Origin of the sequence: Sphingomonas koreensis (genome assembly GCF_002797435.1) — a bacterium.
Lineage (GTDB): Bacteria > Pseudomonadota > Alphaproteobacteria > Sphingomonadales > Sphingomonadaceae > Sphingomonas > Sphingomonas koreensis.
The window spans coordinates 3,931,058-3,957,153 of record NZ_PGEN01000001.1 but is presented as its reverse complement, the minus strand read 5'-3'; the positions used below and the strand labels follow the sequence as shown (position 1 = coordinate 3,957,153).

General features: G+C 65.0%; 21 protein-coding genes and 1 tRNA gene. 5 read left to right on the top strand and 17 right to left on the bottom strand.

What is annotated here, in order from left to right:
• Positions 1 to 657, bottom strand: coding sequence for a sigma-70 family RNA polymerase sigma factor (locus tag BDW16_RS19005; protein WP_066574122.1), 657 nt, complete (start codon positions 655 to 657; stop codon positions 1 to 3).
• A 262-nt stretch (positions 658 to 919) separates the two neighbouring features.
• Between BDW16_RS19005 and BDW16_RS19000 the strand changes: the two genes are divergently transcribed.
• Together BDW16_RS19000 and BDW16_RS18995 are read left to right on the top strand one after the other, a co-directional pair.
• Complete coding sequence (locus BDW16_RS19000) at positions 920 to 1,936, top strand: ligase-associated DNA damage response exonuclease (RefSeq protein ID WP_066574957.1); 1,017 nt, start codon at positions 920 to 922, stop codon at positions 1,934 to 1,936.
• Entirely contained in the window at positions 1,933 to 3,501 is a 1,569-nt protein-coding gene (locus BDW16_RS18995) for a cisplatin damage response ATP-dependent DNA ligase (RefSeq protein WP_066574127.1), read from the top strand. The genes BDW16_RS19000 and BDW16_RS18995 overlap by 4 nt, the downstream gene beginning before the upstream one ends.
• Positions 3,502 to 3,842: 341 nt before the next feature.
• Here BDW16_RS18995 and BDW16_RS18990 read toward each other — a convergent pair whose 3' ends face one another.
• The 7 genes from BDW16_RS18990 to BDW16_RS18960 all read right to left on the bottom strand — a co-directional run bounded on the left by BDW16_RS18990 (position 3,843) and on the right by BDW16_RS18960 (position 14,698).
• A complete protein-coding gene (locus tag BDW16_RS18990) occupies positions 3,843 to 5,114 on the bottom strand; it encodes an MFS transporter (protein ID WP_066574130.1) in 1,272 nt (423 codons plus the stop codon).
• A complete protein-coding gene (locus BDW16_RS18985) occupies positions 5,096 to 6,508 on the bottom strand; it encodes a glycoside hydrolase family 30 protein (RefSeq protein ID WP_066574132.1) in 1,413 nt (470 codons plus the stop codon). Before BDW16_RS18985 ends, BDW16_RS18990 begins: the two co-directional genes overlap by 19 nt.
• Before the next feature lie 22 nt (positions 6,509 to 6,530).
• Positions 6,531 to 8,036 carry a tryptophan halogenase family protein gene (locus BDW16_RS18980; protein WP_066574134.1) on the bottom strand — a complete coding sequence of 502 codons (1,506 nt, stop codon included), beginning with the start codon at positions 8,034 to 8,036 and terminating at the stop codon, positions 6,531 to 6,533.
• Between the two features lie 16 nt (positions 8,037 to 8,052).
• The gene (locus tag BDW16_RS18975) at positions 8,053 to 9,999 is read right to left on the bottom strand and encodes a glycoside hydrolase family 3 protein (protein ID WP_100362889.1); all 1,947 of its coding nucleotides are present in this window, start codon (positions 9,997 to 9,999) and stop codon (positions 8,053 to 8,055) included.
• A 115-nt stretch (positions 10,000 to 10,114) separates the two neighbouring features.
• Positions 10,115 to 12,964 carry a TonB-dependent receptor gene (locus BDW16_RS18970; RefSeq protein WP_066574139.1) on the bottom strand — a complete coding sequence of 950 codons (2,850 nt, stop codon included), beginning with the start codon at positions 12,962 to 12,964 and terminating at the stop codon, positions 10,115 to 10,117.
• Positions 12,965 to 13,177: 213 nt separating this feature from the next.
• A complete protein-coding gene (locus BDW16_RS18965; protein ID WP_066574141.1) occupies positions 13,178 to 14,272 on the bottom strand; it encodes a LacI family DNA-binding transcriptional regulator in 1,095 nt (364 codons plus the stop codon).
• 189 nt (positions 14,273 to 14,461) lie between these two features.
• A complete protein-coding gene (locus tag BDW16_RS18960) occupies positions 14,462 to 14,698 on the bottom strand; it encodes a hypothetical protein (RefSeq protein ID WP_307694168.1) in 237 nt (78 codons plus the stop codon).
• A gap of 144 nt (positions 14,699 to 14,842) precedes the next feature.
• Between BDW16_RS18960 and BDW16_RS18955 the strand changes: the two genes are divergently transcribed.
• On the top strand, positions 14,843 to 15,586 hold the full coding sequence (locus BDW16_RS18955; protein ID WP_241230551.1) for a Crp/Fnr family transcriptional regulator: 744 nt from the start codon (positions 14,843 to 14,845) through the stop codon (positions 15,584 to 15,586).
• A 91-nt stretch (positions 15,587 to 15,677) separates the two neighbouring features.
• Here BDW16_RS18955 and BDW16_RS18950 read toward each other — a convergent pair whose 3' ends face one another.
• The 4 genes from BDW16_RS18950 to BDW16_RS18935 all read right to left on the bottom strand — a co-directional run bounded on the left by BDW16_RS18950 (position 15,678) and on the right by BDW16_RS18935 (position 20,164).
• Complete coding sequence (locus tag BDW16_RS18950) at positions 15,678 to 18,509, bottom strand: PAS domain S-box protein (protein ID WP_083954176.1); 2,832 nt, start codon at positions 18,507 to 18,509, stop codon at positions 15,678 to 15,680.
• Positions 18,510 to 18,615: 106 nt separating this feature from the next.
• The gene (locus BDW16_RS18945) at positions 18,616 to 19,425 is read right to left on the bottom strand and encodes a Crp/Fnr family transcriptional regulator (protein ID WP_237241141.1); all 810 of its coding nucleotides are present in this window, start codon (positions 19,423 to 19,425) and stop codon (positions 18,616 to 18,618) included.
• Positions 19,426 to 19,677: 252 nt separating this feature from the next.
• The gene (locus tag BDW16_RS18940; protein ID WP_066574153.1) at positions 19,678 to 19,860 is read right to left on the bottom strand and encodes a hypothetical protein; all 183 of its coding nucleotides are present in this window, start codon (positions 19,858 to 19,860) and stop codon (positions 19,678 to 19,680) included.
• A 109-nt stretch (positions 19,861 to 19,969) separates the two neighbouring features.
• Complete coding sequence (locus BDW16_RS18935; RefSeq protein ID WP_066574160.1) at positions 19,970 to 20,164, bottom strand: hypothetical protein; 195 nt, start codon at positions 20,162 to 20,164, stop codon at positions 19,970 to 19,972.
• 151 nt (positions 20,165 to 20,315) lie between these two features.
• On the opposite strand from BDW16_RS18935, the gene BDW16_RS18930 reads away from it, so the two are divergent.
• A complete protein-coding gene (locus BDW16_RS18930) occupies positions 20,316 to 20,828 on the top strand; it encodes a hemerythrin domain-containing protein (protein WP_066574162.1) in 513 nt (170 codons plus the stop codon).
• Positions 20,829 to 20,867: 39 nt separating this feature from the next.
• On the opposite strand, the gene BDW16_RS18925 is transcribed toward BDW16_RS18930, so the two are convergent.
• From BDW16_RS18925 to BDW16_RS18905, 5 genes are all read right to left on the bottom strand, one after another.
• A tRNA-Gln gene (locus tag BDW16_RS18925) sits at positions 20,868 to 20,940 on the bottom strand.
• Positions 20,941 to 21,245: 305 nt separating this feature from the next.
• Positions 21,246 to 21,617 carry a hypothetical protein gene (locus BDW16_RS18920; RefSeq protein ID WP_066574169.1) on the bottom strand — a complete coding sequence of 124 codons (372 nt, stop codon included), beginning with the start codon at positions 21,615 to 21,617 and terminating at the stop codon, positions 21,246 to 21,248.
• A gap of 11 nt (positions 21,618 to 21,628) precedes the next feature.
• Entirely contained in the window at positions 21,629 to 22,432 is an 804-nt protein-coding gene (locus tag BDW16_RS18915) for a universal stress protein (RefSeq protein WP_157926361.1), read from the bottom strand.
• Positions 22,433 to 22,557: 125 nt separating this feature from the next.
• The gene (locus BDW16_RS18910; protein ID WP_066574178.1) at positions 22,558 to 23,034 is read right to left on the bottom strand and encodes an Hsp20/alpha crystallin family protein; all 477 of its coding nucleotides are present in this window, start codon (positions 23,032 to 23,034) and stop codon (positions 22,558 to 22,560) included.
• Positions 23,035 to 23,063: 29 nt separating this feature from the next.
• A complete protein-coding gene (locus BDW16_RS18905) occupies positions 23,064 to 23,273 on the bottom strand; it encodes a hypothetical protein (RefSeq protein WP_066574181.1) in 210 nt (69 codons plus the stop codon).
• Positions 23,274 to 23,426: 153 nt separating this feature from the next.
• On the opposite strand from BDW16_RS18905, the gene BDW16_RS18900 reads away from it, so the two are divergent.
• On the top strand, positions 23,427 to 26,096 hold the full coding sequence (locus BDW16_RS18900; RefSeq protein ID WP_066574183.1) for a bifunctional acetate--CoA ligase family protein/GNAT family N-acetyltransferase: 2,670 nt from the start codon (positions 23,427 to 23,429) through the stop codon (positions 26,094 to 26,096).

Genomic DNA, 26,096 nt, shown 5'->3' with positions numbered 1-26,096 from the left:
CTAGGCGGCCAACGCGTCGAGGCTGCCGCTTTCGGGCACCGCACGGCCGCGCGCCTTTGCGCCTTCGATATATGCGAAGATGCTAACGACCGGATCGTCCGCCTCGTCGAACTCGGCCCGTGTCTGCGCCAGCTTTCCGTCTCCCATCAGCGCCTCGAGCGTGGCCCGGGCTCGCGAAACCCGGCTCTTCACCGTACCGGTCGCGACGCCGGTGATCTTCGCCGCCTCTTCGTAGGAGATGCCTCCGGCGCCGACGAGGACCAGCGCTTCTCGCTGGTCCGGCGGAAGTTGCTGAAGCGCGCGCAGCATATCGCGAAGCTCGACGACACCATCCTGCGCGGCCGGCGCGCAGAGCAGGCGCTCGGCGACCAGATCGTCCCACTGCCCAACGAAGCGCTTGCGGCGCTGAAGCGTGAAATAATGGTTCCGCAGGATCGTGAAGGTCCAGGCCCGAAAGTTGGTGCCGGGTTCGAACACCGTCCTGGCTCCCCAAGCCTTGAGCATCGTCTCCTGCACCAGGTCATCGGCAAGCTCGCGTTCGCCGCAAAGGCTGCGTGCGAATGCGCGCAATTGGGGAATGACGTCGGCCAGCATTTGCTTGAAATCGCGATCCGCGATCGGCGTTGAACAGGAATCCGATGATAGCGCGCCACCCATGGCATCTTCCCAGCTGCTAGAGATAAAAGCACAACATTCCAATCACGTAACGGTTCCCCAGCAGATTTGGCGGGCGCTTCCGGACGGCTGTCCTGGCGTGCCTCCAGAGTGGATAGGCGAAGCGGGAACTCTTCCCCCGTGCGGCGGTTTTCTGCGAGAGGATCGGCGAGAGCAGAGCACCAACCCGAATGCGCCCAAGGTCACCCTCGCCGGCCGTCTCCGCCCGCCCGGCACATGATGAGCACGCGTTGACTTCGTCGTGGTGAGCGCGGGCGCGGCGAGCTGGGTCGAACCCCATTCACACGGGCTGTATGTGCGGCCTGCCGATCTGTGGATTGATCCGTCCCAACCGGTAGAACGCGCCGTCGTGACGCATGGCCATGCCGATCATGCGCGCAGCGGGCATGGCGCCGTGTTCGCAACGCCTGAGACATTAGCAATCATGTCGCTGCGCTACGGTGTGGATGCCGGGGCGGCTCACAATGCTGCCTTTTCCTATCAGGACGGATTCGAACGCGGCGGGGTGCGTTTCACCTTTCATCCGGCCGGGCACGTGCTGGGCAGCGCACAGATCGCGATGGACTATGCAGGCGAACGGATCGTCGTGACCGGGGACTACAAGCGACGGCCGGACCCGACCTGCGCGCCGTTCGAGGTTGTGCCGTGCGATATCCTCGTTACCGAGGCGACCTTCGGCCTGCCGGTGTTCCGACACCCGCCGACCGCGGACGAGGTTGGCAAACTGATCGCCGCGGTCCGCGCCGAACCTGAGCGCTGCGTCCTCGTCGGCGCCTATGCGCTGGGCAAGGCGCAGCGGGTGATCGCCGAACTGCGCGCGGGTGGATGGGCGCTGCCCATCTATATCCACGGCGCGCTGGAACGGATGTGCGCGCTCTATACCGAGCATGGCGTCGAACTGGGTGATTTGCGGCTGGTCAGCGAAACCGCCAAGGACGCGATGCGGGGACAGATCGTGCTCGCGCCACCCGCCGCCCTGAATGACCGCTGGTCCCGGCGGCTGCCCGATCCCATCACCGCCATGGCCTCGGGCTGGATGCGTGTGCGGCAACGCGCGCGGCAGCGGATGGTCGAGCTGCCGCTCGTGATTTCGGATCATGCAGACTGGGATGAACTGACGACGACGATCGCAGAGGTGAACCCGAAGGAGAGCTGGATCACGCATGGCAGTGAGGAAGGCTTGTTGCGCTGGTGCGCGCTCAACCAGCGCAAGGCGCGAGCCCTGCATCTCGTTGGACGCGACCTGGAGGAGGAGGCTTGAAGCGATTTGCCGCCCTGATCGACCGGCTGATCTACACCCGCTCCCGCAATACCAAGCTGGCACTGATCGCCGACTATCTGCGCCATACCCCCGACCCCGATCGTGGCTGGGCGATCGCCGCGCTGACCGAGACGCTCGATTTTCCGGCGGTTAAATCCGCGATGGTACGGGCATTGCTCGCGACGCGAGTCGACGAGGAGCTGTTCCGGCTGTCCCGGCATTTCGTCGGCGATACGGCGGAGACGGCGGCCCTCCTCTGGCCGGACGCGCTGCGCAAGCAGGATGATCCCAGCGTATCCGAGGCGGTCGCCGCGCTTTCCGCCGCGACGCGCGCCGATGCCCCGCAGGTCGTCGCGGGGCTGCTCGACCGGCTCGATGCCGATGGGCGATACGCGCTGCTCAAGCTCGCGCTTGGCGGCATGCGGATCGGGGTATCGGCGCGGCTGGCGAAACAGGCATTTGCCCAGGCTTTCGACGTGCAGATCGACGATGTCGAGGAGGTCTGGCACGCGATACCGCCACCCTACGCGCCGATCTTCGCATGGGGCGAAGGCAGAGCGGCGCGGCCGGATCTTTCCGATCTTCCCTTCTTCCGCCCGTTCATGCTGGCGCATCCGCTCGAGGCCGGGTCCGTCGATCTCGATGACTATGCCGCAGAATGGAAATGGGACGGGATCCGCGTCCAGATCGTGCATGGCGGTGGCGAGACCCGCATCTACAGCCGCGGCGGGGAGGAAATCAGCGGAGCGTTCCCGGAACTGATCGCGGCATTCGATCAGGATGCGGTGATCGACGGCGAGCTGCTGGTACGCGGCGACGCGCAGGGCGGTGAGGCGGCAAGCTTCAACGCCCTCCAGCAACGGCTCGGCCGCAAGACGGTGTCGAAGCAGATGCTGGCCGAGTATCCGGCATTCGTGCGGGTCTATGACTTGCTGGCGGTGGATGGCGAGGATCTGCGCAGTCTGGCCTGGCATGATCGGCGGCGCAGGCTCGAGACCTTCCTGCCCCGTCTTGCCGCCAGCCATTTCGATCTTTCGCAGGTGATCGATGCCAAGGACTGGGACGACCTTGCCGCGCGGCGTACGGGCGCGCGCGACGCTGCGATCGAGGGCGTCATGCTCAAGCGGCGGGATGCTCCCTATGTCCCGGGACGGCGTGCCGGCCTGTGGTATAAATGGAAGCGTGATCCGCTTACCGCCGATTGCGTGATGATGTACGCGCAGCGCGGCAACGGGCGCCGTGCGAGCTTCTATTCGGATTACACATTCGGCTGCTGGAGCGATGCGGGCGAATTGCTCCCGGTCGGCAAGGCCTATTCGGGGTTCACCGACGAAGAGCTGAAATGGCTAGACAATTTCGTGCGCAACCACACCGTGGCCCGGTTCGGGCCGGTCCGTGAGGTGGAGAAAACGCTGGTACTCGAAGTGGTCTTCGACTCCATTCATTTGTCGAAGCGGCACAAATCGGGATTGGCGATGCGCTTTCCCCGGATTCTGCGGATCCGTCGCGACAAGCCCGCCGAGGAAGCCGATCGGGTCGCCACCCTTCGGGTCATGGCAAGCTGATTGCCGTATCTCCACTCAGCCCGAGATACACAGGGAACTGCCGATCCATTCGCGATTGCACGCCGCCCCCACCAGCGAACCGGACCGCTCAAATCAGGAATTCAGTGAAGAACTGGCTGGGGCGGCTGGGTTCGAACCAGCGCATGGCGGTAGCAAGAACCGAATTCCTACCGCCGGCAAGCGCTCGAAAAAGCCTATAAGCACTTGAAATGCGGTATATTCTCTTGTGAATTTGACCCACTGTCCCAACCGAGCCACCCGACGAAGCTTCTTCTCCCGCGGGCCAACGGCAGTGTCAGGCGGCTTCAAGCCGTGAATTTTCAACAGCTTCGTATGCTAGCTCATCGTTCAGCCCGAGACCTTGGACGTCGATTGACGGCGCTGCTTCCGGTATCGGGGCTCGCCGCCGCTCGGAAAGCGAACCCCAGAATATAGACGTAACCGATCATCGGTATCACGAAGGTCCAACCGAGGCCGGCCAGATCAGCGATCCGGCCGACCAGGAAGGGCAGCACTGCGCCAGCGCCGATGGCGACGCACAGCAGTCCCGACGTCGCCGCCTCACTCACGCCAGACCGTTCGAGCGTTAGGCCGAAGACGGTCGGGAACAGGATCGAGTTGAACAACCCGATCGCGAGCACGCACCAGGCTGCGGCCGGTCCGGGCAGGACAAGCGCCGCCAGGCACAGGGCTGCGGCGCTCCCCGCGAACAGTGCCAGCAGTCGCGCCGCGGGGATGAAGCGCAACGCCCAGCTGCCGAGAAAGCGTCCGGCCAGCGCGCCACCCCAGTAGAGATTGGCGACATAGGCCCCCGCGACCGCGGCGGGGAGCCCCAGCGTGTCGGGAGATGACAGAAACGGGATCAGCACGCTACCGATCGATACCTCGGCGCCGACATAGAGGCCGATCGCAGCTGCGCCCGCGATCGCCCAGCGCGACCGCAACGCATCGCCCAGCCCGCCCCCCGGCGCAGGGGCTGGCGCAGCACGCTCGATCGTCCGACGCACGGCCAGGGTCAGCAGGGCGAGACCGAAGGTGAGGCCGCCGATCACCAGAAAGGCGTGCGCGATGGTCGGTGCGCCAGCGACGCGACTGGCGGGCATCGCCGGCGTGAGATTCACTTCCGCCAGCAGGAACTGCGCGCCGAAATGGGCGCCGCAGACCATGCCGAGCGAGTTGAGCGAATGTGCCAGCGTGAGGCGGAAGTGACGCTGCCCGGGCGGTCCCAGCGCCGCCGCGAGCGGGTTGGCGGCGACCTGAAGCGTGGCGACACCGGCGGCGAGCAGGAATAGTCCGCCGAGGACGACTCCAAACGCTGGTACCCAGCGCACCGCCTGAATGACGAGGCAACCGGCTAGCATCGACCCAAGCGCGATCAGGATCGTCCGCGTCGCCCCTGCCCGTGCGAGCAATGCAGCAGCCGGAAGCGAGACGGTCGCGAAGGCGAAGAAGAAGACGATATGCGTAAGCAGCGCCTCGGTCCAGGACAGGCGGAAGACGTGACGAACCGCCGCAATCAGCGGATCGTTATTGGCGCAGACGAAGCCCCAGGCGAAGAAGAGCGCCGCGACCGCAGCAAAGGCGGCGCGGGTGCTCAGCGCGGCGCCCGCCATCGGAAGGTGACCGCCGCGCCCGGCGCAAGAGTATAGGCGAAACGTCGGCCATCCGCCTCGACGGCGAAGGCCTGCCCCGCGGCGCCCGCATTGAACGCCAGCAGCACTCGCGTCCCCCCCGGGTTGAGGAACGCGACAGTCTCGATCCCGCCCGGAGTGCTCGCGGAGGCGATGCGCCATGCGCCCTGCTCGACGAAGCGGCTGGCATGGCCGAGCGCATAATATTCAGGGTTGCGGGTCACCTGGCCGGTCTTGCTGTCGATCCTGACCACGCCGCGGCAGTTCCCGCACCCGCCGAGACGCGGCCCGTAATTCTCGTCAAGCGCCAGGTTCCACATCAGCACGCCGCGCGCCCAATGCCGGACACTACCGATCACCAGCGTCCGCACCGTCCAGGCCCAGCTGTCGGGCCAGGCCTTTGACCATTCGCCGCCCGAGCATTCGGTGAAGAAGGCATCCTTGTCGGGATGCGCCTCCCGCACCTTCGACTGCGCGGCGACATCGCCGCCATAGCAGTGCCACGCGACACCCGAGACATATTTGGCAGCCACCGGATCGGCCAGCACGCCGAGCGGCTGTTCGGGTTTGTCCCAGTTGTGGTCCCAGTCGAGGATCTTCGTATTCAGCCCCGCACGCGCGAATTCGGGTCCGACATGCCGGCCGATCACCTCGGCGCGCTGGGCGGGGCTGAGCCGCATGCCCGGATAGTCTTCGGGTTCGAAATCCGGCTCGTTCTGGATGCTGAGATAATCGACCGGCCCGGCCTCGCGTGCGAATTCCTGCGCGGTGCGGCGCAGATAGGCGGCGAAGGGCGCATAGGCCTCCGGCTTTAGCGTGCCCTTGATCAGCGAATCCGTGCTCTTCATCCAGCCCGGCGCGCTCCACGGCGATATCATCAGCGCGATCTTCGGATTGATCCGCCGGGCAGCCCGTACGGCGGGGAGCACCACCTCTCTTGCCGGAGCGATCGAGAAATGCCTTAGCTGCGGATCGGTCTGGCCTTTGGGCCTGTCGTCATAACTGTAGTGCGTGCGCGAGAAATCGGACGCGCCGACGGTCAGGCGGGTGAAGCTCAGATTGATCCCCGGCGCGGGACCGAACAGGTCCTTGAGCAGCGCGTCACGCTGCGCCGGAGACATCTTCTTCTCGATCAGCCAAGCCGAAGCGTCGGTGATCGAGGCCCCAAAGCCGACAATCTTCTGAAAGCGCTGCGCGGGGTCGACAGCGATCACTATCGTCCCGCCCTCGCCACCGAAAGGAATCGGGGATTGCTGCGCGAGCAGCGCCGACTGGTCCGGCAGCGTCAGCCATGCCTCGACGCTGTCCGTCCCCGGCGTCGCAGCGGCGGCACATCCAGCCAGCGCCAGCGTGGAAAATCCGGCCATGATCCGCATCGTTTCTCTCCTCACCACGCCGTCAGGAAGCTCGTGCCGGGCAGGTCCTCGCGACATAGGCCGCGTGGTCGGGCATCACATCGACGCACTTGCGGATGACCCGCTCGATGTCGCCCAGATACTGCGCGATCTCGCCCTCGTCCTTGACATCGACCAGCGGGTCATAGCCGCGCGGCATCACGCCCTGGCCCAGCAACACCTGGATCCAGCTCTCTTCCGCGAACAGCTCTTCGTCCTCGCGGAAGATGCGGCCGTTGGCCGCGAACAGGTCGATCTTGCGCTGGAGCGTGGTGGGGACGTCCATGTCACGGCAATAGCGCCAGAAGGGCGTGTCGTCCCGCTCCGTCGCCTTGTAGTGAAGGATGATGAAGTCGCGGATGCGCTCGTACTCGAAGTCGGTCTGACGGTTGAATTCGGCGATGCCGGCGGGATCGAAGCCGGCATCGGGCAACAGCCGCACCATCCGGATGATCGACGACTGGATCAGGTGGATGCTCGTCGATTCGAGCGGCTCGAGAAAGCCCGAGGCGAGCCCGATCGCGACGCAGTTGCGGTTCCAGATCTGCTTGCGCTTGCCGGTGGTGAAGCGGATGCGGTTGGGCTCGGCGAGTTGCGCGCCGTCGAGATTGTCGAGAAGCTGACGCTCGGCCTCGGCATCGTCGATATACTGGCTCGAATAGACATGACCGTTGCCGGTGCGGTGCTGGAGCGGGATGCGCCACTGCCAGCCCGCAGTGCGCGCCGTCGCCCGCGTATAGGGAGTGAACGGCTCGATCCGCGCGCAGGGCACCGCGATCGCGCGGTCGCAGGGCAGCCAGTGCGTCCAGGTCTCATAGCCGGTCTGCATCGCCTGTTCGATGATCAGTCCGCGGAAGCCCGAGCAATCGACGAAGAAATCAGCGGCGATCACTTCGCCGTCGGCCATCGTCACGGATTCCACGAACCCGTCATCGCCCCGCAGCGTTACGTCCATCACCTTGCCCTCGCGCCGCCGGACGCCGCGCGCCTCGGCGTAGTCGCGCAGGTATCGGGCATAGAGGCCAGCGTCGAAGTGGAACGCGTGCGCAATATGCCCGATCGGCGATTCAGTCATCCGCGGATCGGCGCGCATGAACTTGTCCGCGAGCGCGGCGGCGGTGTTGATCGAATAATTTGAGAAGTCCGATGCGCGGCCCTGCCCACGCATCTTGAGCCAGTAATGGTGGCAGCGCAGCCAGCCGAGGTCCTGGCCGATCAGGCCGAAGCCGTGGATATAGCTCTCGCCGTTGCGCCACCAGTCGACGAACTGGATACCCAGTTTGAAACTGCCCTGCGTACGGCGCATGAAATCGTCTTCGTCGAGCGCCAGGAGTTCGTTGTACTTCTTGATCGCGGGGATCGTCGCCTCGCCCACGCCGATGGTGCCGATCTCCTCGGACTCGACGAGGGTGATTTCGTAAAGCCCCTCGAACAGGCGCGCGAGCAGCGCGGCGGTCATCCACCCCGCCGATCCGCCGCCGACGATCAGTATGCGCTTGATCTGCTTCATGTTCCCCCCGGGAACGTCATCGGCATGCGGCGGGCACCGCCGGCTCGGGAAGCCGAACGGTCCGCTTCGCCTTGCCATAGCTCAGCCCATAGCCGCGCGGAAACTGCACGATGTCTCCTGGCGCCTCGCCGGTCGAGCACGCCGAGCCTGGCCAGGCGAAGGACAGCCGCCCGGTAAAGTCATGCCCGCGCTTCAGCAGCACGTCTGCCAGGCCATCCGCCTCGGTCCCCGGAAGGAACGCCGCCACGAACGCATCGGAGCGGTTGATCAGGTCGTTCGCATAGGCCGGGCGCCCCGAATAGAGGATTGTCACGACCGGCACGCCCTTCCCCGCAACCGCGTCGATCACCGCGCGGTCGGACGGGCGCAGCTGGCTGTGCGCCACCGGCCTGGGGAAGCGGACGTCGCCGTGATATTCGGCATAGGGCGTCTCGCCGATCACCGCGACAACGCGATCGAACCGCGTCACATCGACGTTGCTCCCGTCGGGCGAATAGGTGACGTTGGCCTCGCCGAGCGCCTTGCGCAACGCGGCGAGCAGCGTCGTGCCACCGCGGAAATCGGCATTGCCGTTCTCGGTTCCCTGCCAGGTGAGCGACCACCCGCCGGTCTGGTTGGAAAGGCTGTCCGCGCTTGCGCCCACCACCAGTACGCGCTTGTCCGGCGCCAGGGGCAGCGCACCGCCGTTCTTGAGCAGCACGACCGACTTGCGCACCGCCTCGCGTGCCAGCGCGCGATCGTCGAGCGCCTCGGGCCGCGCCGCCCAGGCGGTTGCAGCCGGATTGCGCTCGAACAGTCCTGAGCGGAGCTTGACGCGCAGGATGCGGGTCACCGCGTCATCGATCCGCGCCATTGCGATGCGGCCTTCGCGCACATCGGCGACGGTGTTCGCGATGAACGCCTTCCAGTCCTCCGGTACCATCACCATGTCGATCCCGGCATTGATCGCCTGCGGGCAATGCGCCTTGCTGCAACCGGGCACCTGCTCGATGCCGTTCCAGTCGGAAACGACGAAACCGTCAAAGCCCAGCCGCCCCTTGAGCACGTCCGTCAGCAGCTCGCGGTTGCCATGAATCTTTCCGTAATCCTTGCTGGCAGCGACATCCTTCCAGCTGTTGTAGGTCGCCATCACCGTCTGCACGCCGGCATCGAGCGCAGGATAATAGCCCGCAGCCTGGACCTGGATCATGTGCTTGCGGCTCGCGCGGTTCTCGCCCTGATCGACGCCCTGGAAGGTGCCGCCATCGCCCAGATAGTGTTTCGCGGTCGCGACCACGTCGCCGTCGCCCTTGAGGCCGCCCTGCAGCCCCCGCACCATGGCCGCGCCATAGCTGGCAACGATCGCCGGATCGCTCGAATAGCTTTCATAGGTCCGGCCCCAGCGGCGATTCTCGCCGACCGCGAGCGTAGGCGCGAACACCCAGCTTATGCCGGTCGCGCGAACCTGCTTCGCGGTCGCGCGGCCGATCCGCTCGACCAGGCCGGGATCGCGCGCCGCGCCGAGGCCGATATTGTGCGGAAACAGCGTCGCGCCGGCGACATTCCCATGTCCATGTACCGCGTCGGTGCCCCAGATCACCGGCACTTGCACCTTCATGTCGGTGGACATCGACGCGCGGTAATAGGCGTCGGACAAGGCAGTCCAGTCGGCCAGCGCAGCGTCCTTCCGCATTCCCGGCCATGCGCCGCCGCCGTTCAGGACCGAGCCGATATAGTGGGTCCGCACCTCATCGGGCGTGACGTAGCGGATATCCGGCTGGGTCATCTGCCCGATCTTCTGCTCGAGCGTCATCGCTGCCACGATCCCGGCGATCCTCGCCTCCATCGCGTCATCGCGCAGAATCGGCGAAGTCTGCACAGGCCAGTCGTCCCCCCGCCATGACGTACTGCGCCGCGCGTCCTGCGCGGCCGTGGACCCGACAAGGATCGGGAGGAGCAAGGCAAGACCAGTCAGGCTACGCATCATTGCAGGCACTCTTGGCTAGGCCGGATCAGCCCGGCACCGTCGAAAAAGGGGCGGGAAGGCACTCGCATGCCCTCCCGCAATGCCCCGGGGAAGCGATTGTCCGGGGAGAGGATCAGAACCGGTAGTTGAACCCCAGAAGGAACTGCCGGCCGTACTTCTCGTAAGTCTCGAGCAGCGTACCGCCATCGGCAGTCGTCGTGCCGCCGCCATCGAGGCCGAGCCGCGTACGATAGGGCGAGTCCGTCACGTTGTTCACCTGGAACAGCACGCCGAGCCCTTGGAGCGGCCCGCGCTCGAACGTATAGCCGATCTGCGCATCGACCTGCCGGTCGGCGAGAATTTCGGTAAAGCCGCGCGTCGCGAACAGCTGCACCACCTCGCCCTTGAACTTCGACCGGTAGCGATAGCTGGCGCGCGCCTGGAAGCCGCCGCTCTCATAATAGCCGGTGATATTGTAGATCGTGCCCGACAGGCCCGGGATCCGCACGTCCTGACCATTGTCGGCGGGGTTGAGGTCGGAGTCGGTCAGCGAGAGGCTGCCGATCACGCCGAGCCCGGCGAGCGGCCGGACGATCGTGCCGAAATCCAGCGCGCCGCTGATTTCGACTCCCTTGATGATGCCGCCATTGCCGTTGGCGGGCAGCGTGATCTGTCCGATCGGACTGATCACCTGATTGGCATAGGCGGTCTGGCCGATGACGGGAACCGGAATGCCGCTGAAATCGAACTTATCGGTTCGCTGATAGATATAGGTATCGAGATCCTTGTAGAACCCGGCGACCGAGAAATAGGTCGTCCGATTGATATACCATTCATACGCCACGTCGAACGCCGTGGCCCGCCACGGCTTGAGGTTGGGGTTGCCGCCCGTGGCCGACCAAGGATTGACCGTCTGCCCCGGCGCGCAGCCCGGACCGCTCGAACATTGCATCGCGTTGAAGCTGGGCGTGACGTTCGCGCGCATCTCGTCCATGCGCGGGCGCGCCATGGTCTTGGACGCCGCAAAGCGCAGCCGGTGCCCCCCGCCGAGTTCCCAGATGATGTTCGCGCTGGGCAGGATATCGAGATACTCGGCGCCCGCGGTGCGCGTCGTCGGCACGATCGGCTGACCGGGCTCAAGCCCGTTGATCACCATACCGGTCGATTTCTGCCGCTGCTGGACGAACTGGACGCCGATATTGCCGCGCACCGGCCCGGCTTTGAAGTCGGCCTTGACGAAGCCGGTGAGCAGCTCTTCCTCGATATCCCAATTCTTGTCGAAATAATTGGCGTCTAGGATCGGCGCGCGATTCCAGTAGACGTCGAGCGCCCGTTCCAGGTCGATCGCGAGGACGTCGCCGAAGCCGGTATAGCCGAGCGAGGTCGGCTTCTCCAGATACTGGGGATCGACATAGACCTGCTGGCGGCCATTCTTGAGGAACAGGTCGAAATCATCGACGCGCTTGCTCTTTTCGCGACGCGTGAAATTGATGCCGGCGGTCAGCTTGTCGATGAAGCCGCCCACCCTGTGCTCGATGCCAAGGTCGATCGCATAGATGCTTTCCTTGACATCGGGGAAGCGGATCGAACCGTCATGCGCCCAGCCGCCCCAGGGCGCACGGTCGCCGAGCGAGACCTGCGCCGCATCGGCATAATTCAGCCCCGCACGATAGGTCGGATAGCCATTGTCGGGCACGTTGAAATCGATCGAGTCCATCGTGCGCCCGACATTCGGCGTCGCGCCCGAGACGAAGCCGGTGCCCCGGCCATAGCCCGCATAGGTTTCCAGGATCTGCTCGCGGCGCTTGTTGGTCGAATAGGACAGATCCGCCTCGAACGTCGTCCGGTCGTCCATCTTGAACTCGCCGTTGAGGCCGGCGGAGAACAGTTCGTCGTTGCGCGTGTTGCGGTCGTTGCGGATGATCGGCGCGACATTGTTGACCCTGCCGCTGACGCCGAACAGCGATCCGCCGCGGTCCTCCGTCTGGACGTTGGTGAAGGTCGCATTGTCGGCCCAGCCGTTCGAGAACCATTGCGCGCCGCGCATCGTCTCTTCCTGCCGGAACTTCGAATAATAGAGATCGGCGGTCACGTGCACGGTCTCGCCCGGCTGCCATTCGAGGATGCCGATCCAGGCGTCGCGCCGGTTGAGGCGCGAGGTGGCGAAGACCTCCTGGCCGTTGAGCAGCAGCGCCTTGTCAGCGCTGTCGGGCGTCACCGCAAAGCCGAACGCCTCGTAGCCATAGGCCTTGTAGTGCATGTTCTTGGACGGCGAATCGAGATGCGCATAGCCGATCGCGATGCCGATCGTATCGTTGGCGAACTGGTCGATATAGCTGGCGCTTATGCGGCCGCCCCAGTTGCGGACATCGGCGTTCAGCCGCTTGCCCTCGGTAAGCTCGCCGCGGATGTTGAGCGCGATCGCCTGCTTGCCGAAGGCGAGCGGTCGAACGGTGCGCAAGTCCGCGGTGCCCGACAGGCCCATGCCCGAGATGCCCGCATCGGGCGTCTTGTAGATGACGACGCTCGACAGCAGCTCGGAGGGATATTGGTCGAACTCGACGGCACGGTTGTCGCCCGAACTCGCCTGCGGGCGGCCGTTGAGCAGCGTGGTGGTGAAATCCGGCGCCAGGCCGCGGATGGAGATGACCTGCGCGCGGCCGTTGACGCGCTGGGCGGCAAGGCCGGGCAGACGCGCAATCGACTCGGCGATCGAGGTGTCGGGCAGCTTGCCGATATCCTCGGCCGAGACCGCCTCGACGATCGAGGTTTCGTTCCGCTTGGTGTTGATCGAGCTTTCAAGCCCGGCGCGCAGGCCGGTGACGACCACCTCCGCCTCGGGTTGAACCGGATCATCCTGCGCTGCGGCCTCCTGTGCGACGGCGATCGACGGCACGCCCGCGATCAGCGCCAGCGACGATGCCGTCAGGCCGAGCTTCCACAATGCTGAAGTGACGCAACCTGCCCCAGGCGCCTGCCCCATCTCGAACTCCTCCCCTTCATTCTACGTGCGGACTACCTGTCCTGCATCCTTGGAACACCACCGATTGGAAGCGCTTCCAGTTTCTCTATCGCTGAAGCTGGCACTCGTCAATCTGTGCTCATCAAAGGCCTCTGGCAGCGGCTATATGGAAGCGCTTCCAGAGACACGGAATCTCACATGCAATGATGGCCGCGGGCAGATGGCAGATGGAGTCTAGCGGTGCTCTGAATGCGGAGCGGCGGCCGATTCGCGTATGACGAGGCGATGTTCAACCGCTTCGAACGCGGCCATCGGGGCCGGGCCGCGTGTCGCGATGTCGATCAGAAGCTCGACCGCGCACGTCGCGATCGCGCGGACGGGCTGATGGACAGTGGTCAGCGGCGGCCAAGTATGGGCCGAAATCGGCGCGTCGTCGAAGCCGACGACCGACAGGTCGGCAGGCAGAGCGAGGTTCATCCGGTGCGCTGCCAGCAGCGCTCCGACCGCCATGTCGTCGTTCGCGCAGACGATCGCGCTGGGCGGTTCGCCGGTATCGAGCAGCTGTTGGGTGCAAATCACGCCGCTGCGAAAAGTGAAGTCGCCGCGCACCGCGGTGACGGCGCTCCGGGGCAGGCCAGCCTCGCGCAATGCCCGCAGGAAACCGGCATAGCGCTCCCCCGCGGACCGATGGCCCTCGATACCGAGCAGGTAGCCGAAACGGCGATGGCCGAGCGAGATCACATAGGCGCCCATCTCGTGTCCTGCGGCCTCCTCATCGAGACCGACGCCGGAGAGGATGCCTCGCACCTCCTCTCCGGGCGCGATGCAGACCACCGGGCAGCCCAATTCGACAAGGCGACGCGCGAGCGCAGCGTCGTCCGACATGGGGGGCGTCAGGATCGCGCCTGCGCAACGCCCGGACGTCAGCAAGGCGACCAGCCTGTCGGCGCCGCGCGGGTCGTTGGTGAACAGGCTGAGGGTGGACAATTCGAACCCCGCCGCCGTAGCGGCGCGCAGCGCGCCGAGCTCGAGCGCGGAATCATAGTAGGAATTGGGGTCCGCATCGGGCGCGGTGCAATGCACCAGCACCAGCGTCTTGCCGACCTTACTGGCGAGGCCGCGCGCCTGCGGATTGACCCGATAGTTGAGCACATCGATCGCGCGCATGACCCGGTCGCGCACTTCCGCGCGGACATGGGCGTGCTGGCTCAACACCCGCGAGACCGTCGATCGTGCGACACCGGCAAGTGCAGCAACGTCGTCCATCGTCGGCTGTGCAGGCTTGCCTGCGCCCGAACGCGCGGCTTCGGATCTCGAACGGGATTGCATTGCGCGGCAGTTGGCTGGGACGGCGCTGCGCTGTCAAGCACGTCCCGTCGATGGCCAGAGCACCGCCTGATCGACGTTCATGCCGGTCGTTCACGAGCGCCTGCAGACAGCCAATGAGCGACGCGACATCGTTCCTCCTCAACGCCGGATCGGGAATGGCCAGTGCCGAAGGCTTGGCACCAACCCAGATCAGTCGATACCGCCGGGCGGCTCCGCAGCTGCCTTGCCCTCCAGGTCGGGATCCTTTCCACGCTGGCACCAGGCAGTCTGCGCGGCTTCGATGAGGTTCCGGCCGGTCACGTCGGCAGCGTGCGGGGTCATCGTCATGGCAATGCCATTGGGCCCGTCGAGCAGCACAAAGCCCTGCTCGGCCGTGGCGATGCCGGGATCGTCGCGCGGCATCGACAAATCGGATGGGGTAGTCATCACGCTCTCCTTCCGCGACCTCGCAAATAACGGCTGAGTTTCCAGCGTGTTGCGTAGGAAACTGAAGAATTATGCTGATCCAGATCAAGGACTGGGCCTGCTAAGCCAGTAACAGGCTGATAATCGTATCGCCCAACGTCCATGGTGGGTAAGCTCGGCGCGATGATCGACCTCGCACGTCACCTTACCCGCGTCTCGCAGCGCCATGTCCTCAATGCCGACGAGATCGCGGCGATCCGTGCCCTGCCCGATGAGGTTCGCATCTTCCCGCCGCGCTCCACCGTGATCCGGGAAGGCGAGGTCATCGACCGCAGCACGCTCCTGCTCAGCGGCTTCATGTGCCGCGCCAAGCAGCTTCCCAATGGTAAACGGCACATGGCGGAGCTCCATGTCTCGGGCGACTTCATCGACCTGCACAGCTACACGCTCAAGCGCCTCGATCACGACATCGAGACGCTCAATTCATGCCAGCTGGCATTCGTACCGCACCATCGCCTTCAGGCGATGTTCGAAGCCTTTCCCCGCCTTGCGCGGATCTACTGGTTCCACACGAGCCTTGATGCCGCCAACCATCGGCACTGGGTGACGTCTATCGCGCAAGCGCCGGCGCTCGAGCGCATCGCGACGCTGTTCTGCGAAATGGCGCTGCGCCTTGAGATCGTCGGCCTGACGCGCGAGGGCAGCTTCGACTTCCCGTTGACCCAGACCGATCTGGGCGATTGCCTGGGCCTCACACCGGTTCATGTTAACCGGGTTCTCAAGACATTGCGCGAGCGCGAGCTGGCCGTGTTCCGCAACGGGCGCGTAGATATTCTCGATCAGGCTGGCTTGCGCGATCTTGCACAGTTCGATCCAGCCTATCTTTATCTTGAGCCAGAACCGCTTTGAGCGCCCAGTTGCCATGACGCGCATTGGTAGTCAGCGCAGTGGCGCAAACCAGCCGACATAAGGCGTGTTGCGTGCCAGGTGACGGCGCAAGTCAGGTTGCCCCATGCTGGCCCCGTTCGCGCTCCATCTCCATCGCCCGCGCGATCGCTTCGGCAAGGTGAACCTGGTTGAACGGCTTGCTCAAGCGCACGGTGTCGCGGCCCGGCGTCTCGACACCTTCGCCATAGCCGCTGGCGATGATCACCGGCGTGCCGGGCCGGATGCCGTCGATGGCGGCGATCAGATCGACTCCGGTCATATTGGGCATCGCCTGATCGGTGACTACCAGATCGATATCGTCGCGGTCCTGAAACGCCTTGAGCGCTTCAGCACCCGAATCCGCCTCGATCACCTCATGTCCGAGATCCTCGAGCAGCGCAGCAGTGTTGATAAGGACAAGCGCATCATCGTCCACCGCGAGGATGCTGAGGCGGGCGGTGTGCCGGGGGCCTTCCTTGGCGGGAGCAGAGTCTGCAACCGCGGCCGGAGCCTCCTCCGCCACCGGCAACCACAGCACCGCCCTCGTCCCCTCGCCGATCTCGCTCAGCAGCTCGAATGTGCCACCGATCTGCTGCGCCATGCCGTGCACCATCGGCAAGCCGAGCCCGGTGCCCTTACCCACACCCTTGGTCGTGAAGAACGGCTCAGTCGCGCGCCGCAGCGTTTCTGCGTCCATGCCCATACCCTTGTCCTTTACCACCAGCTTTACATAGCTGCCTGCCGGCAAGCTGGCGGCCATGCCTTGTTTCGTCATCTCGCAGCTGGCCGAGATCAGGATCGGCCCCCCGGCAGGCATCGCGTCGCGCGCATTCACGATCAGATTGAGCAGCGCCATCTCCAGCTGGTTGGCGTCGGCGCGTACCGCGGGCAGCTTGAGCGGGAAGCTGGTCGAGATTGGCCACTCCGGGCCGATCGAACGCTGGACGAGGTCGTTCATGCCGGTGAGCAGCTGCGAGAGATCGACCCGATCGACCTTGAGGTCCTCGCGCCGGGCAAAGGCGAGCATGCGTTGGGTCAGCGTCGCGCCACGCTGGGCACCCTCGACGGCATTATTGAGCAGTCGCTGCGACAGCGGATCCTCGGGCAGGCGCCTGCGCAGGAGCTCCAGGCTGCTCAGCACCGCCATGAGCAGATTGTTGAAGTCGTGGGCCACGCCACCGGTCAGCTGCCCGATCGCATCCATCTTCTGCGACTGGAACAAGGCCTCGCGCGCCACCTCGAGTTCGCGCTGGGTCTGCTCGCGCTCGGTGATGTCACGCGTGATCTTGGCGAAACCGATCGGCCGGCCTTCGTCGTCGCGGATCGCATCGATCACCACACTGGCACGAAAGCGCTCTCCATTCTTGCGGACCCGCCAGCCCTCGGCAATGAAACGCCCTTCGCTCCGCGCGGTCTCCAACGCACGAGACGGCTCCCCGGCCTCGCGATCCTCCTCTGTATAGAAGCGCGAGAAGTGCTTGCCGATGATATCGCCCGGCTCATAGCCCTTGATCCGGCGCGCGCCCTCGTTCCAGCTCGAGACGCGGCCGTCCAGATCGACCATGTAGATAGCATAGTCGGTGACGCCTTGGACCAGATGACGGAACTGCTCCTCGCTGTCGCTCAGCTTATCCTCGACCAACCTGCGCTCGGTCACATCGCGCCCATAGGCATAGACCAGCCCGTCCTCGAGGGTCGTATGCCATTCGATGCGATGATAGCTGCCGTCCGTGGCCAGTAAGCGGTTCTCGTAGTTCGTCAGCTCACGCGCGCCGAACGCGTTCGCGAGCGCCTTGTTGCTCGCTGCGACATCGTCGGGATGCATGAACTCTGTGAAAGGATGCCCGATCACGGCTTCGACCGGATGCCCCAGGATGCGCGTCCAGGAGGGGCTAACCAGGCGGAATACGCCGCTCGCGTCGACCGCGACCATCAGGTCGCGCGAGATGCTCCACATCCGGTCACCGCGCCGCCGCTCGGCCTGGAGGGCGGCGATACTGGCGAGCGCACCGCCGATCTGCCCGGCGATCAGCCGCGCGACATCCAGGACTTCCGTATCATCCCCGCGATAAGGATTGAGCCCCAGCAAAAGCGCGCCGGCGTCGGCCCCACCGGCGATACCGGGGATTGCAATCGCGATCGCCTCTCGAGGCGGCCGGTCCCAGTCGCCGGCAGGCCAGGCCATGTCCGGCGAAAGGGCAACGATCTGCCCGGCCTCAGTCAACTGCGCGGGCAAGCTCGGGGCAGCGGGCTCGAACAGCAACTCGTCATCCTCAGCGGACGCGCCGTCAGCAATGCGCAAAGCGATGAACGGAAAATCGCGTCGATTGGCGGCAAAGGCACCGTGCACCGCAGCCCGAACCGCATCATGATCGATGGTGCCGGCTAGTGCGAGCCCGAGTTGACGCATGGTTTCGAGACGCCGCTCGCCGATGATCCGCGCGGTCTCCTCATTGACCACGCAAAGCAGACCGCCGACGCTCCCGTCGGCCTGGTGAAGCGGACTGTAGGAGAAGCTGTGATAAGTCTCTTCGGGAAACCCGCTGCGCTCGAGCAGAAGGCACAGCGCCTTGTTCCAAGTCGCCTCGCCCGCCCGAACGCGTTCGACCTGATCGGCAACCTCGTCATAGACTTCTGCCCATACCTCGCGGAATGGCCGGCCGAGCATCGCCGGATGCTTGATGCCGAGCGTCGGGATATAGGCGTCGTTGTAGAAGAAGCGCAGATCCGGCCCCCAGCCGAGCCACATTTCGAAGCGGGTCGTCAGTAGCATCCGCAGCGGGATCTTGAGCGCGTCGGGCCACCCGCTGGCGTCGCCCAGCGGCGTGTCCTCCCAGCGATGCTCGCGCATGATGCGCGCCATCTCTCCCTTGCCGGGAAAAATGTCGGCGTTCCCCTCAACCATGCCCAGCCCATCTCCTCGTAGAAGCCCTTCCTAACGCCTGCATATTCAAATGTATTCAAGTGGATGCGTTCAATCATCTGCTGTTCGGCGCGAAGTCGCCGGCCTATCACGGCCAGGTGAGGATCTGCGCAGCGGGTTGGCCGCCTAGGCGCGACCAGGCGGCGGGACCCGAAAAGCGTGGCGGAAGATTGGGGGCGAGCGATTGCAGGCCGGCGAGATCCGCGATCCTGAGCCACCCCCTCCCCCTGACGATGAAACCGGTCTGGTCGAGCCGCTTCAATGTGCGATTGACGTGCACCGCGGTAAGCCCGAGCAACTCGCCCAATTGCGGCTGCGTGAGCGGGAAATCGAAGCGCCCGCCCTCCGTCAGCCGCCCAGCATCGAGCCGGGCAAACAGATCGAGCAAAAAGGCGGACATCCGCTCCATCGCATTACCCGCGCCCACCCAGGAAAGTTTCTGGGTCAAGGCGACATGCTCCATCTGGGCGTTCAGGAACAGGCCGATGGCAAGGCGCGGACGATGCTCGAACAGCTCTCCGATCGCGGCGGCGGGAATGAGCGAGACCTTGATGTCTGTAACGGCTTCGAGCGTTTCGCCCGCGGTCGGCAGCACGAGGCTCGGTATGCCGAGCATGTCGCCGGGCAGATGTACTTTCGCGATCTGCCGCCGCCCATTGCGCAACATCAGGGACGAGCACACCCATCCCTCGAGCAGAAAATACACGCCAGTCACGGGATCACCTTCCCGCCGCAGCGTCCGCAAACGGGAAACCTTGCGGTATCCGGCAAGCCATCCGTTCATGACGTCCATATCCTGCGACGTCAGGCTCACGAATTCCGCAAGCCTGTGAAAGGGTGGCTGCATTCCAGTCTCCTGAATTGCAGTACCCATCGATAAAGATTTAACCTCATGCACTTACCGAGGTTAGTCGCGCTGAAAGAAGCCGATGCCCAAGCAGGCGAAAAGCAATTGGCGGTCGCGCCATCAGGTCAGGCGCCGCTGCCTCCCGCTCGGTTCAGTTCGGTCTGATCAAAGCGAAGTTGGGTCATGCCCCTGCCGCCCTCATCTATGACTGCGATCGAACCGGAAATATCCGCGGACTGCTCTGCCGCTGCCAAGAGAGGATGGGACGCTCGCCGCAAGCGCGGTCGCACCTGACATCGGGCCTTACAGCCCGGTGGGCTCGGCATGGGCCGGCGATACCGCATCCTTGAGCATCTGAGCGCGGCGCTCATACTCATCCGCCATCCGCAGATGCACCAGCGCTACGCAATTGTCTTCGCTGGCGAGCGCGACGGTGCGTTCGTGACGCGCGCGCGCTCGTAGATAGTTGAGGTTAGAGTCGTTCATGGCTTCTCTCCTGACCCCACCCGATTTGCGCCATCCTACAGGGATTCGAGCGGGCTTCCCTAAACCAGGTTGGTGTTCAAGGCGCTGACTGCGCATCCTCGTTATCGCGTCAATGCGGCTGCGCATGGCCGTGCGTGCGCAGGAAACGGTGGTCGATATCGGCGATGATGGCGTCGGCTTCGTCGCCGGCCTTGAGCCGGATCAGCGCGTCGATCTTCTCCTCCAGCCGGTCATATCCTCCTTGGACGCTGATCCAGCGTAAGCAGATTTCTTGGCGGAACTGCTGGCGTCGCCTCAGATTCACGACACGCCACCAAAGCCTGCTGGGCAGGGTGAGACCCCTACGATCTCAATAGCATAACATGGGTTAGAGCACGGCCATTCTTGCTTCGCTGCGTGGAACTCCACACGAAGTCGGGCTTTGCTGTGCAGTGTCACTATGCACGGAGAGACCCATGGCAGAGCAATCCTATACCGACGCGATCGCAGTGCTGAAGGCCGACCATCGCAAGGTCGAGGACCTGTTCGAGCAATTCGAAAAGGCCGGCGGCGCCGCAGCGAAACGCAAGCTCGCGCAGCAGATCTGCCTCGAGCTCAAGATCCACACGATGATCGAGGAAGAGATCTTCTATCCGGCGTTCCGTGGCAAGATCGACGACGACCTGCTCGACGAGGCCTATGTCGAGCATGATGGCGCGAAGGTCCTGGTCAACGACATTGCGGCGGCCGAGCCGGGCGACGATTTCTACGATGCGAAGGTCATGGTGCTCTCCGAAGAGATCAAGCACCATGTCCATGAGGAGGAGATGCCTTCCGAAGGCATGTTCGCTCAGTGCCGCAAGACCGACGTCGACCTGGTCGCGCTGCGCGATGCGCTGCTCGCCCGCAAACAGGAATTGATGACGCAGGCGGAGACCGGCGGTCTGCCTCCGGCAGAGCCACGTGCGATACGACTGCAACCGGCCTGAGCGGGGCACCGCTGACAAGCGCGACGAGGCGTCGCATGCTGGCTGGGCGGCTGGATTCGAACCAGCGCATGGCGGTACCAAAAACCGAATCCCTACCGCTTGGGATTGCCCACTAGAGCTGAAAACCCTTGAAGAATGCGGTATATTTTCTCGGTGATTTCGCCCGCATGTCTCAACCCAAAATAGTGAGACAAGTCGTAAGACAGACGCCGAGTGTCGAATGGCGGCAATTGGGCCTGTAGCTGCATGTCCGCTCATCTCTGCACCCATGCGAAAGCTGCCATTCGCGCTTTGGTTGATCGCGCGAACGCTACTGTGTCCAATGCAAGGCTCGCGTCTCTCATGAACTCTCAATTTGCGGGTTGGTGGCACGCCGCACGCGGCTCGCTCCAGAACGCCTGCCCATCACATGGGCGGTCAGGCATCGGCCAGGGCACGTGAGGAAATCACCTCGAAGCACAGCGTCTCGCCCGACGCCTCGGTCAAGGTCAGGAAGTCACCTTCGCGCAGCGGATGCGTTTCCAGATGAAACAGCGCTTCGTCATCGCCCTCGCCCGGCTCATATGAAAACACCCAGCCCGCACCCGCGCGACCCACATGTCCGGTGCGCTCGGGCTGGTCGGGCCGCGATCGCAAGACCGTTGCCTGCTCCGGCGCGGCGTGAAGCGCTGCCTGGTCGATCAGGCCCGCGTCATCGAGCGGGAGGCGTAGCAGATAGCAATGCTCGTGCGACCCATCCGGGTAAGCAGCGGCGCGCGCGAGATCGAGGCGGATCAGGTGCCAGGTCATGGAAATATCCTTCAATGCGAGAGCAGGACGGGGATCCGCGCATCATCGATGATGCGGCGTGTGACGCCGCCGAGCATCACTTCACGGATCCGCGAATGCGCGAAGCCGCCGAGCGCGAGCAGGTCGGCATGCCTCTCGATCGCGAATTGCTGGAGCGCATCCGCCTCGCAGAGTCCGCCATCCGCAACGCGGTGAAGCTCGGCGGCGAAACCGTGCCGGGTGAGGTGCCGCTTCACTTCCGCCCCGGTGTCGTCGCCCGCCTGCCGGGGCCGGTCGCTCACCATCACGATGTCCACTCGCGCTTCGGGCTCGAGCAAGCGGACAAGATCGTGCAGGGCGCGGATGGCCTCCGGGCTCGGCTTCCAGCCGAACACGGCGTGACGCACGCGCGCGATCCGATGATCCGGGGGAAGAATCAGGATCGGCGTTCCGGATGAAAGAATGAGGGTCTCGACCACCCGGCGCCGCAGCCAGTGGAGTTCCCACGCCTCGGGCGTGCCGATCACGGTGAGATCGGCGATCTGCCGACTTCGGCGCAGATCGCCGGCAAGCCAGGCGACGTCATCGTACAACCCGAACACAGCCACGGAGCAAGATGCACCTGCGACGAGCGCCTCGACCGCAGCGACATTCGCCCGCGAGTCGCGCGCCACCACCTCATCAAGCAGGTACATCGCGCCAAAGGGAACCAGCGCCGGGCTCGCCACGGGCCCTGGCGTGAGAACGGCAATGTCGAGGCACGCTTCATGCGCCAGCGCGAGCGCTGTCGCGGCGTCGACAATCGGCGCGGCTTTTGCGGGGGCTTCCACGATCACCAGAATATTCTTCGGCATCCGTCTTCTCCAGGACTCGCCCGGCGCCGTATGGCGTGGGCAAGTCGAAAGACGACGGCGCTCGCGCGGGTGCGGAGGGTGTGCGGCGCGCGAGCGCCGTCGCATGCTCAGCCGGCGTTGACCGGGATCTTGCGCGCCTGCTGCGCTTTTCGCTGGTCCTTCGCGATGGTCAGCGTGAGCACGCCCTTCTTGAACTTGGCATCGATCTTGTCGGCGTCCGCGTCGGACGGCAGCCGGATCTGCCGTTCGAACGCACCATAGCGCCGCTCGCTCAGCATGAAGCTGCCGTCCTTGCGCTCCTCGTTCTCGTGCTTCTCGCCCTTCAGCGTGAGGACGCCATCGGTGATGGAGAGGTCAACATCGTCTTCCTTCACGCCGGGAAGCTCGGCGGTCAGGCGATAGTCCTCTTCGCGCTCGACTAGTTCGACGACCGGCACCGGGCCAAACCCGGCCGCTAGGTGCGTGAGCCCGCGCGCGGGGCGTCCGACATCCTCGAACAGCCGATCGATCTCGTGCCGGAGCCAGCCGAACGGCGTCTCCGGGGCGGGGGAAGGGTCGCGTGCAATCGGTGTAATGTCATTCATCGCATCTCTCCTGGTCGAATGAACTGAACTCAGGCGAACAAAGCTCGCTCGCCCGCCTCCTCGATCGGTTTGGGGACGGCAAAGTCATGATCGGCGGATCGCCGCCCGTATGGCGGGCAGGCAGGGCACCAGCTGTCCAGCACGAGATTCCACCACGCCGCGAACAGCATCATCGGCAGATACTCGGGCTGGAGATCCGGCGATGGCGTCGAACCGCGAACCAGTTCACGATCAAGCATGGCAATCCTCCATGACTTCGATCGAGGCTAGGCAACCCGCCACTCGCGCATAATCGGTAGATTCCCGAAGGCGGCATCTACGGGCCATCCCGGATAGGCCGCGCCCACCAAGCCGAGCACCCTTTGCGGGATCACCAGCGAAAGGGCGCCCCGATGACCATTCGAAACCTCGACAAGCTGCTGCAGCCGCGCAGCGTGGCGATCGTCGGCGCATCGAGCCGTGCCGGCGCCCTCGGACAGCGCGTGCTTGAGAATATGCTGGACGGCGCCTTCGATGGACCCGTGTTCACGGTCAATCCCAAGCAGGTCGAGCTCGACGGCGACTGGTGGGTGCCGAGCGTGACCGACCTGCCCGTCGCACCCGATCTCGCGATCATCGTGACGCCGGCCTCCACCGTTCCGGACATCATCGCCGAGCTGGGCGCCAAGGGCACGCGCCTCGCTATCGTGATCTCATCCGGGTTCCATGAGCCGGCGCTGCGCCAGGCGATACTCGACGCCGCGCAACCTCACCTCCTCCGCATCATCGGGCCGAACTGCCTCGGCGTGATGATGCCACACGCGCGGGTCAACGGCTCGTTCGCACAAGCGGCACCCCGCCCGGGCGGGCTCGCGCTGGTGTCGCAAAGCGGGGCTCTGGTGACCTCGATGATCGACTGGGCCAACGAGCGCGATGTGGGATTTTCCGGGATCGTATCGCTCGGCGACGCAGCGGACGCGGATTTCGGCGACCTGATCGATCTGTTCGCCGCCGACCCGAAGACCGATGCGATCGCGCTCTACATCGAGAGTATCAGCGACCCAGCGAAGTTCATTTCGGCTGCGCGCGCCGCAGCGCGGATCAAGCCCGTCATTGCGCTCAAGGCGGGACGCACCGAAGCCGCCGATCGCGCGGCACTGACGCATACCGGCGCGATCACCGGCGCTTACGACGTGCATCTGACCGCCTTTCGGCGCGCCGGGATCGTCACGGTGGAGACGCTCACCGAATTGTTCGACGCGACCCAAGTGCTGGCGCGCCGTCAACCATTTCGCGGCGACTCGCTCGCGATCGTCACCAATGGCGGCGGCGCGGGCGTGCTTGCGGCCGATGCCGTTCAACGGGTTGGCGGCCGCCTCGCCCAGTTCGCGCCGAAAACCATCGCAGAGCTCGATGCAACACTGCCGCGCGGATGGTCGCGCGCCAATCCGGTCGACGTCGTCGGCGATGCGCGCGCCGAGCGCTTCGTCGCCGGCCTGGAGGCCGCGGCGGCGGACCCCAACGCCGACGCCATTCTGATCATGCACTGCCCGACGGCGTTGGCGGCCGGAACCGAGATCGCGCGAGCGATCGTGGATCAGGTCGGCAGGAACGACTTTCCCCGCCACAAACCGGTGCTGGCCTGCTGGATGGGACCACATAATGCCGATGCCGCAAGACCGATATTCGCTGGTACGGGAATTCCGGTGTTCGACAATCTGGACGATGCCGTGCGCGGCTTCGGCTATCTGATCGCGGCGCGCGCCGCTCGCGAATTGCTGATGCGCGCGCCCGCGCGCCTCGGCATGGCGGTCCGGGACCGCGCCAAAGCGATGGCCGTGATCCGCGGCGCACGCCTCGATCGACGGACCACGCTCACCGCCACGGAGGCGAAGGCGATCCTCGAGGCATTCGGCGTGCCGATCCAGCATGGCCGCTTCGCCCAGACCGCCGGGGCGATCTGGGCCGCATGCGCGCTGATCGACCCGCCCTATGCGGTGAAGATCGTGAGCCACGAGTTGACGCACAAGTCGGATGTCGGCGGCGTCGCGCTCGATCTCCACGATGCCGCAAGCGCGGTCCACGCCGCCGAGGCGATGGCCAGGCGCATCGCACAGGAACATCCGTCGGCAAGGCTGCTCGGGTTCGAGGTCGAACCGATGGCGGACCTGCAGGGCAAGCACGAGCTTCTCGTCGGCATGTCCGACGACCCGACCTTCGGCCCGGTGCTCGCGGTCGGAGCCGGCGGCAAGGCGGTCGAGGTGATCCATGATCGCGCGCTGGGATTGCCGCCGCTCGACGATGCGCTCGCCCGCGACATGATCGCAGGCACGCGGGTCGCACGGCTGCTCGCCGGTTATCGTGACAAGCCGGCAGCGGATATCGACGCGCTGGTGCAGGTCCTCAATGCGGTCGCAAGGATCGCGGCGGAGCTGCCGGATATCGCCGAACTCGATATCAATCCGCTTCTCCTGGACCAGAATGGCGCCCTCGCCCTCGATGCGCGGATGCAGATCACCGAGCGGCCGGCGCAATCGCGCATGGTGATCCGCCCGGTGCCGGCCGAATGGGCCGCCGATCTCACCACGCGCGAGGGGGTTGCGCTTCACGTGCGGCCGGTGATGCCCGACGATGAGCCCCGGCTCGCCGAGTTCTTCGGCCAGGTCTCGCCCGAGGACCTGCGGTTCCGCTTCCTCTCCGCGATCCATGAGGTCGGTCACGAGCGCCTCGCCGCGATGACCCAGATCGATTACCGCCGCGCCATGCACTTCCTCGCCTTCGCCGGGGATGAGCTTGTCGCCAGCGCCTTCCTCGTCAGCGATCCGGATCGCACGCGCGCCGAAGTTGCGATCTCGGTTCGAACCGGATGGAAACGCAAAGGCGTCAGCTGGACGCTCATGCAGCACGTGCTGCGTTACGCCGAAGCGGAGGGGATCGGCAGCGTCGAGTCGCTCGAAAGCAGCGAGAACCATGCCGCACTCCAGCTCGAGCGCGAGATGGGCTTCACGACCACGCCATGCCCCGACAGCCCGACCGAGACGCTCGTCCGCAAGGTGCTGCGGCAGCCCGAACCGGTCAGCTGA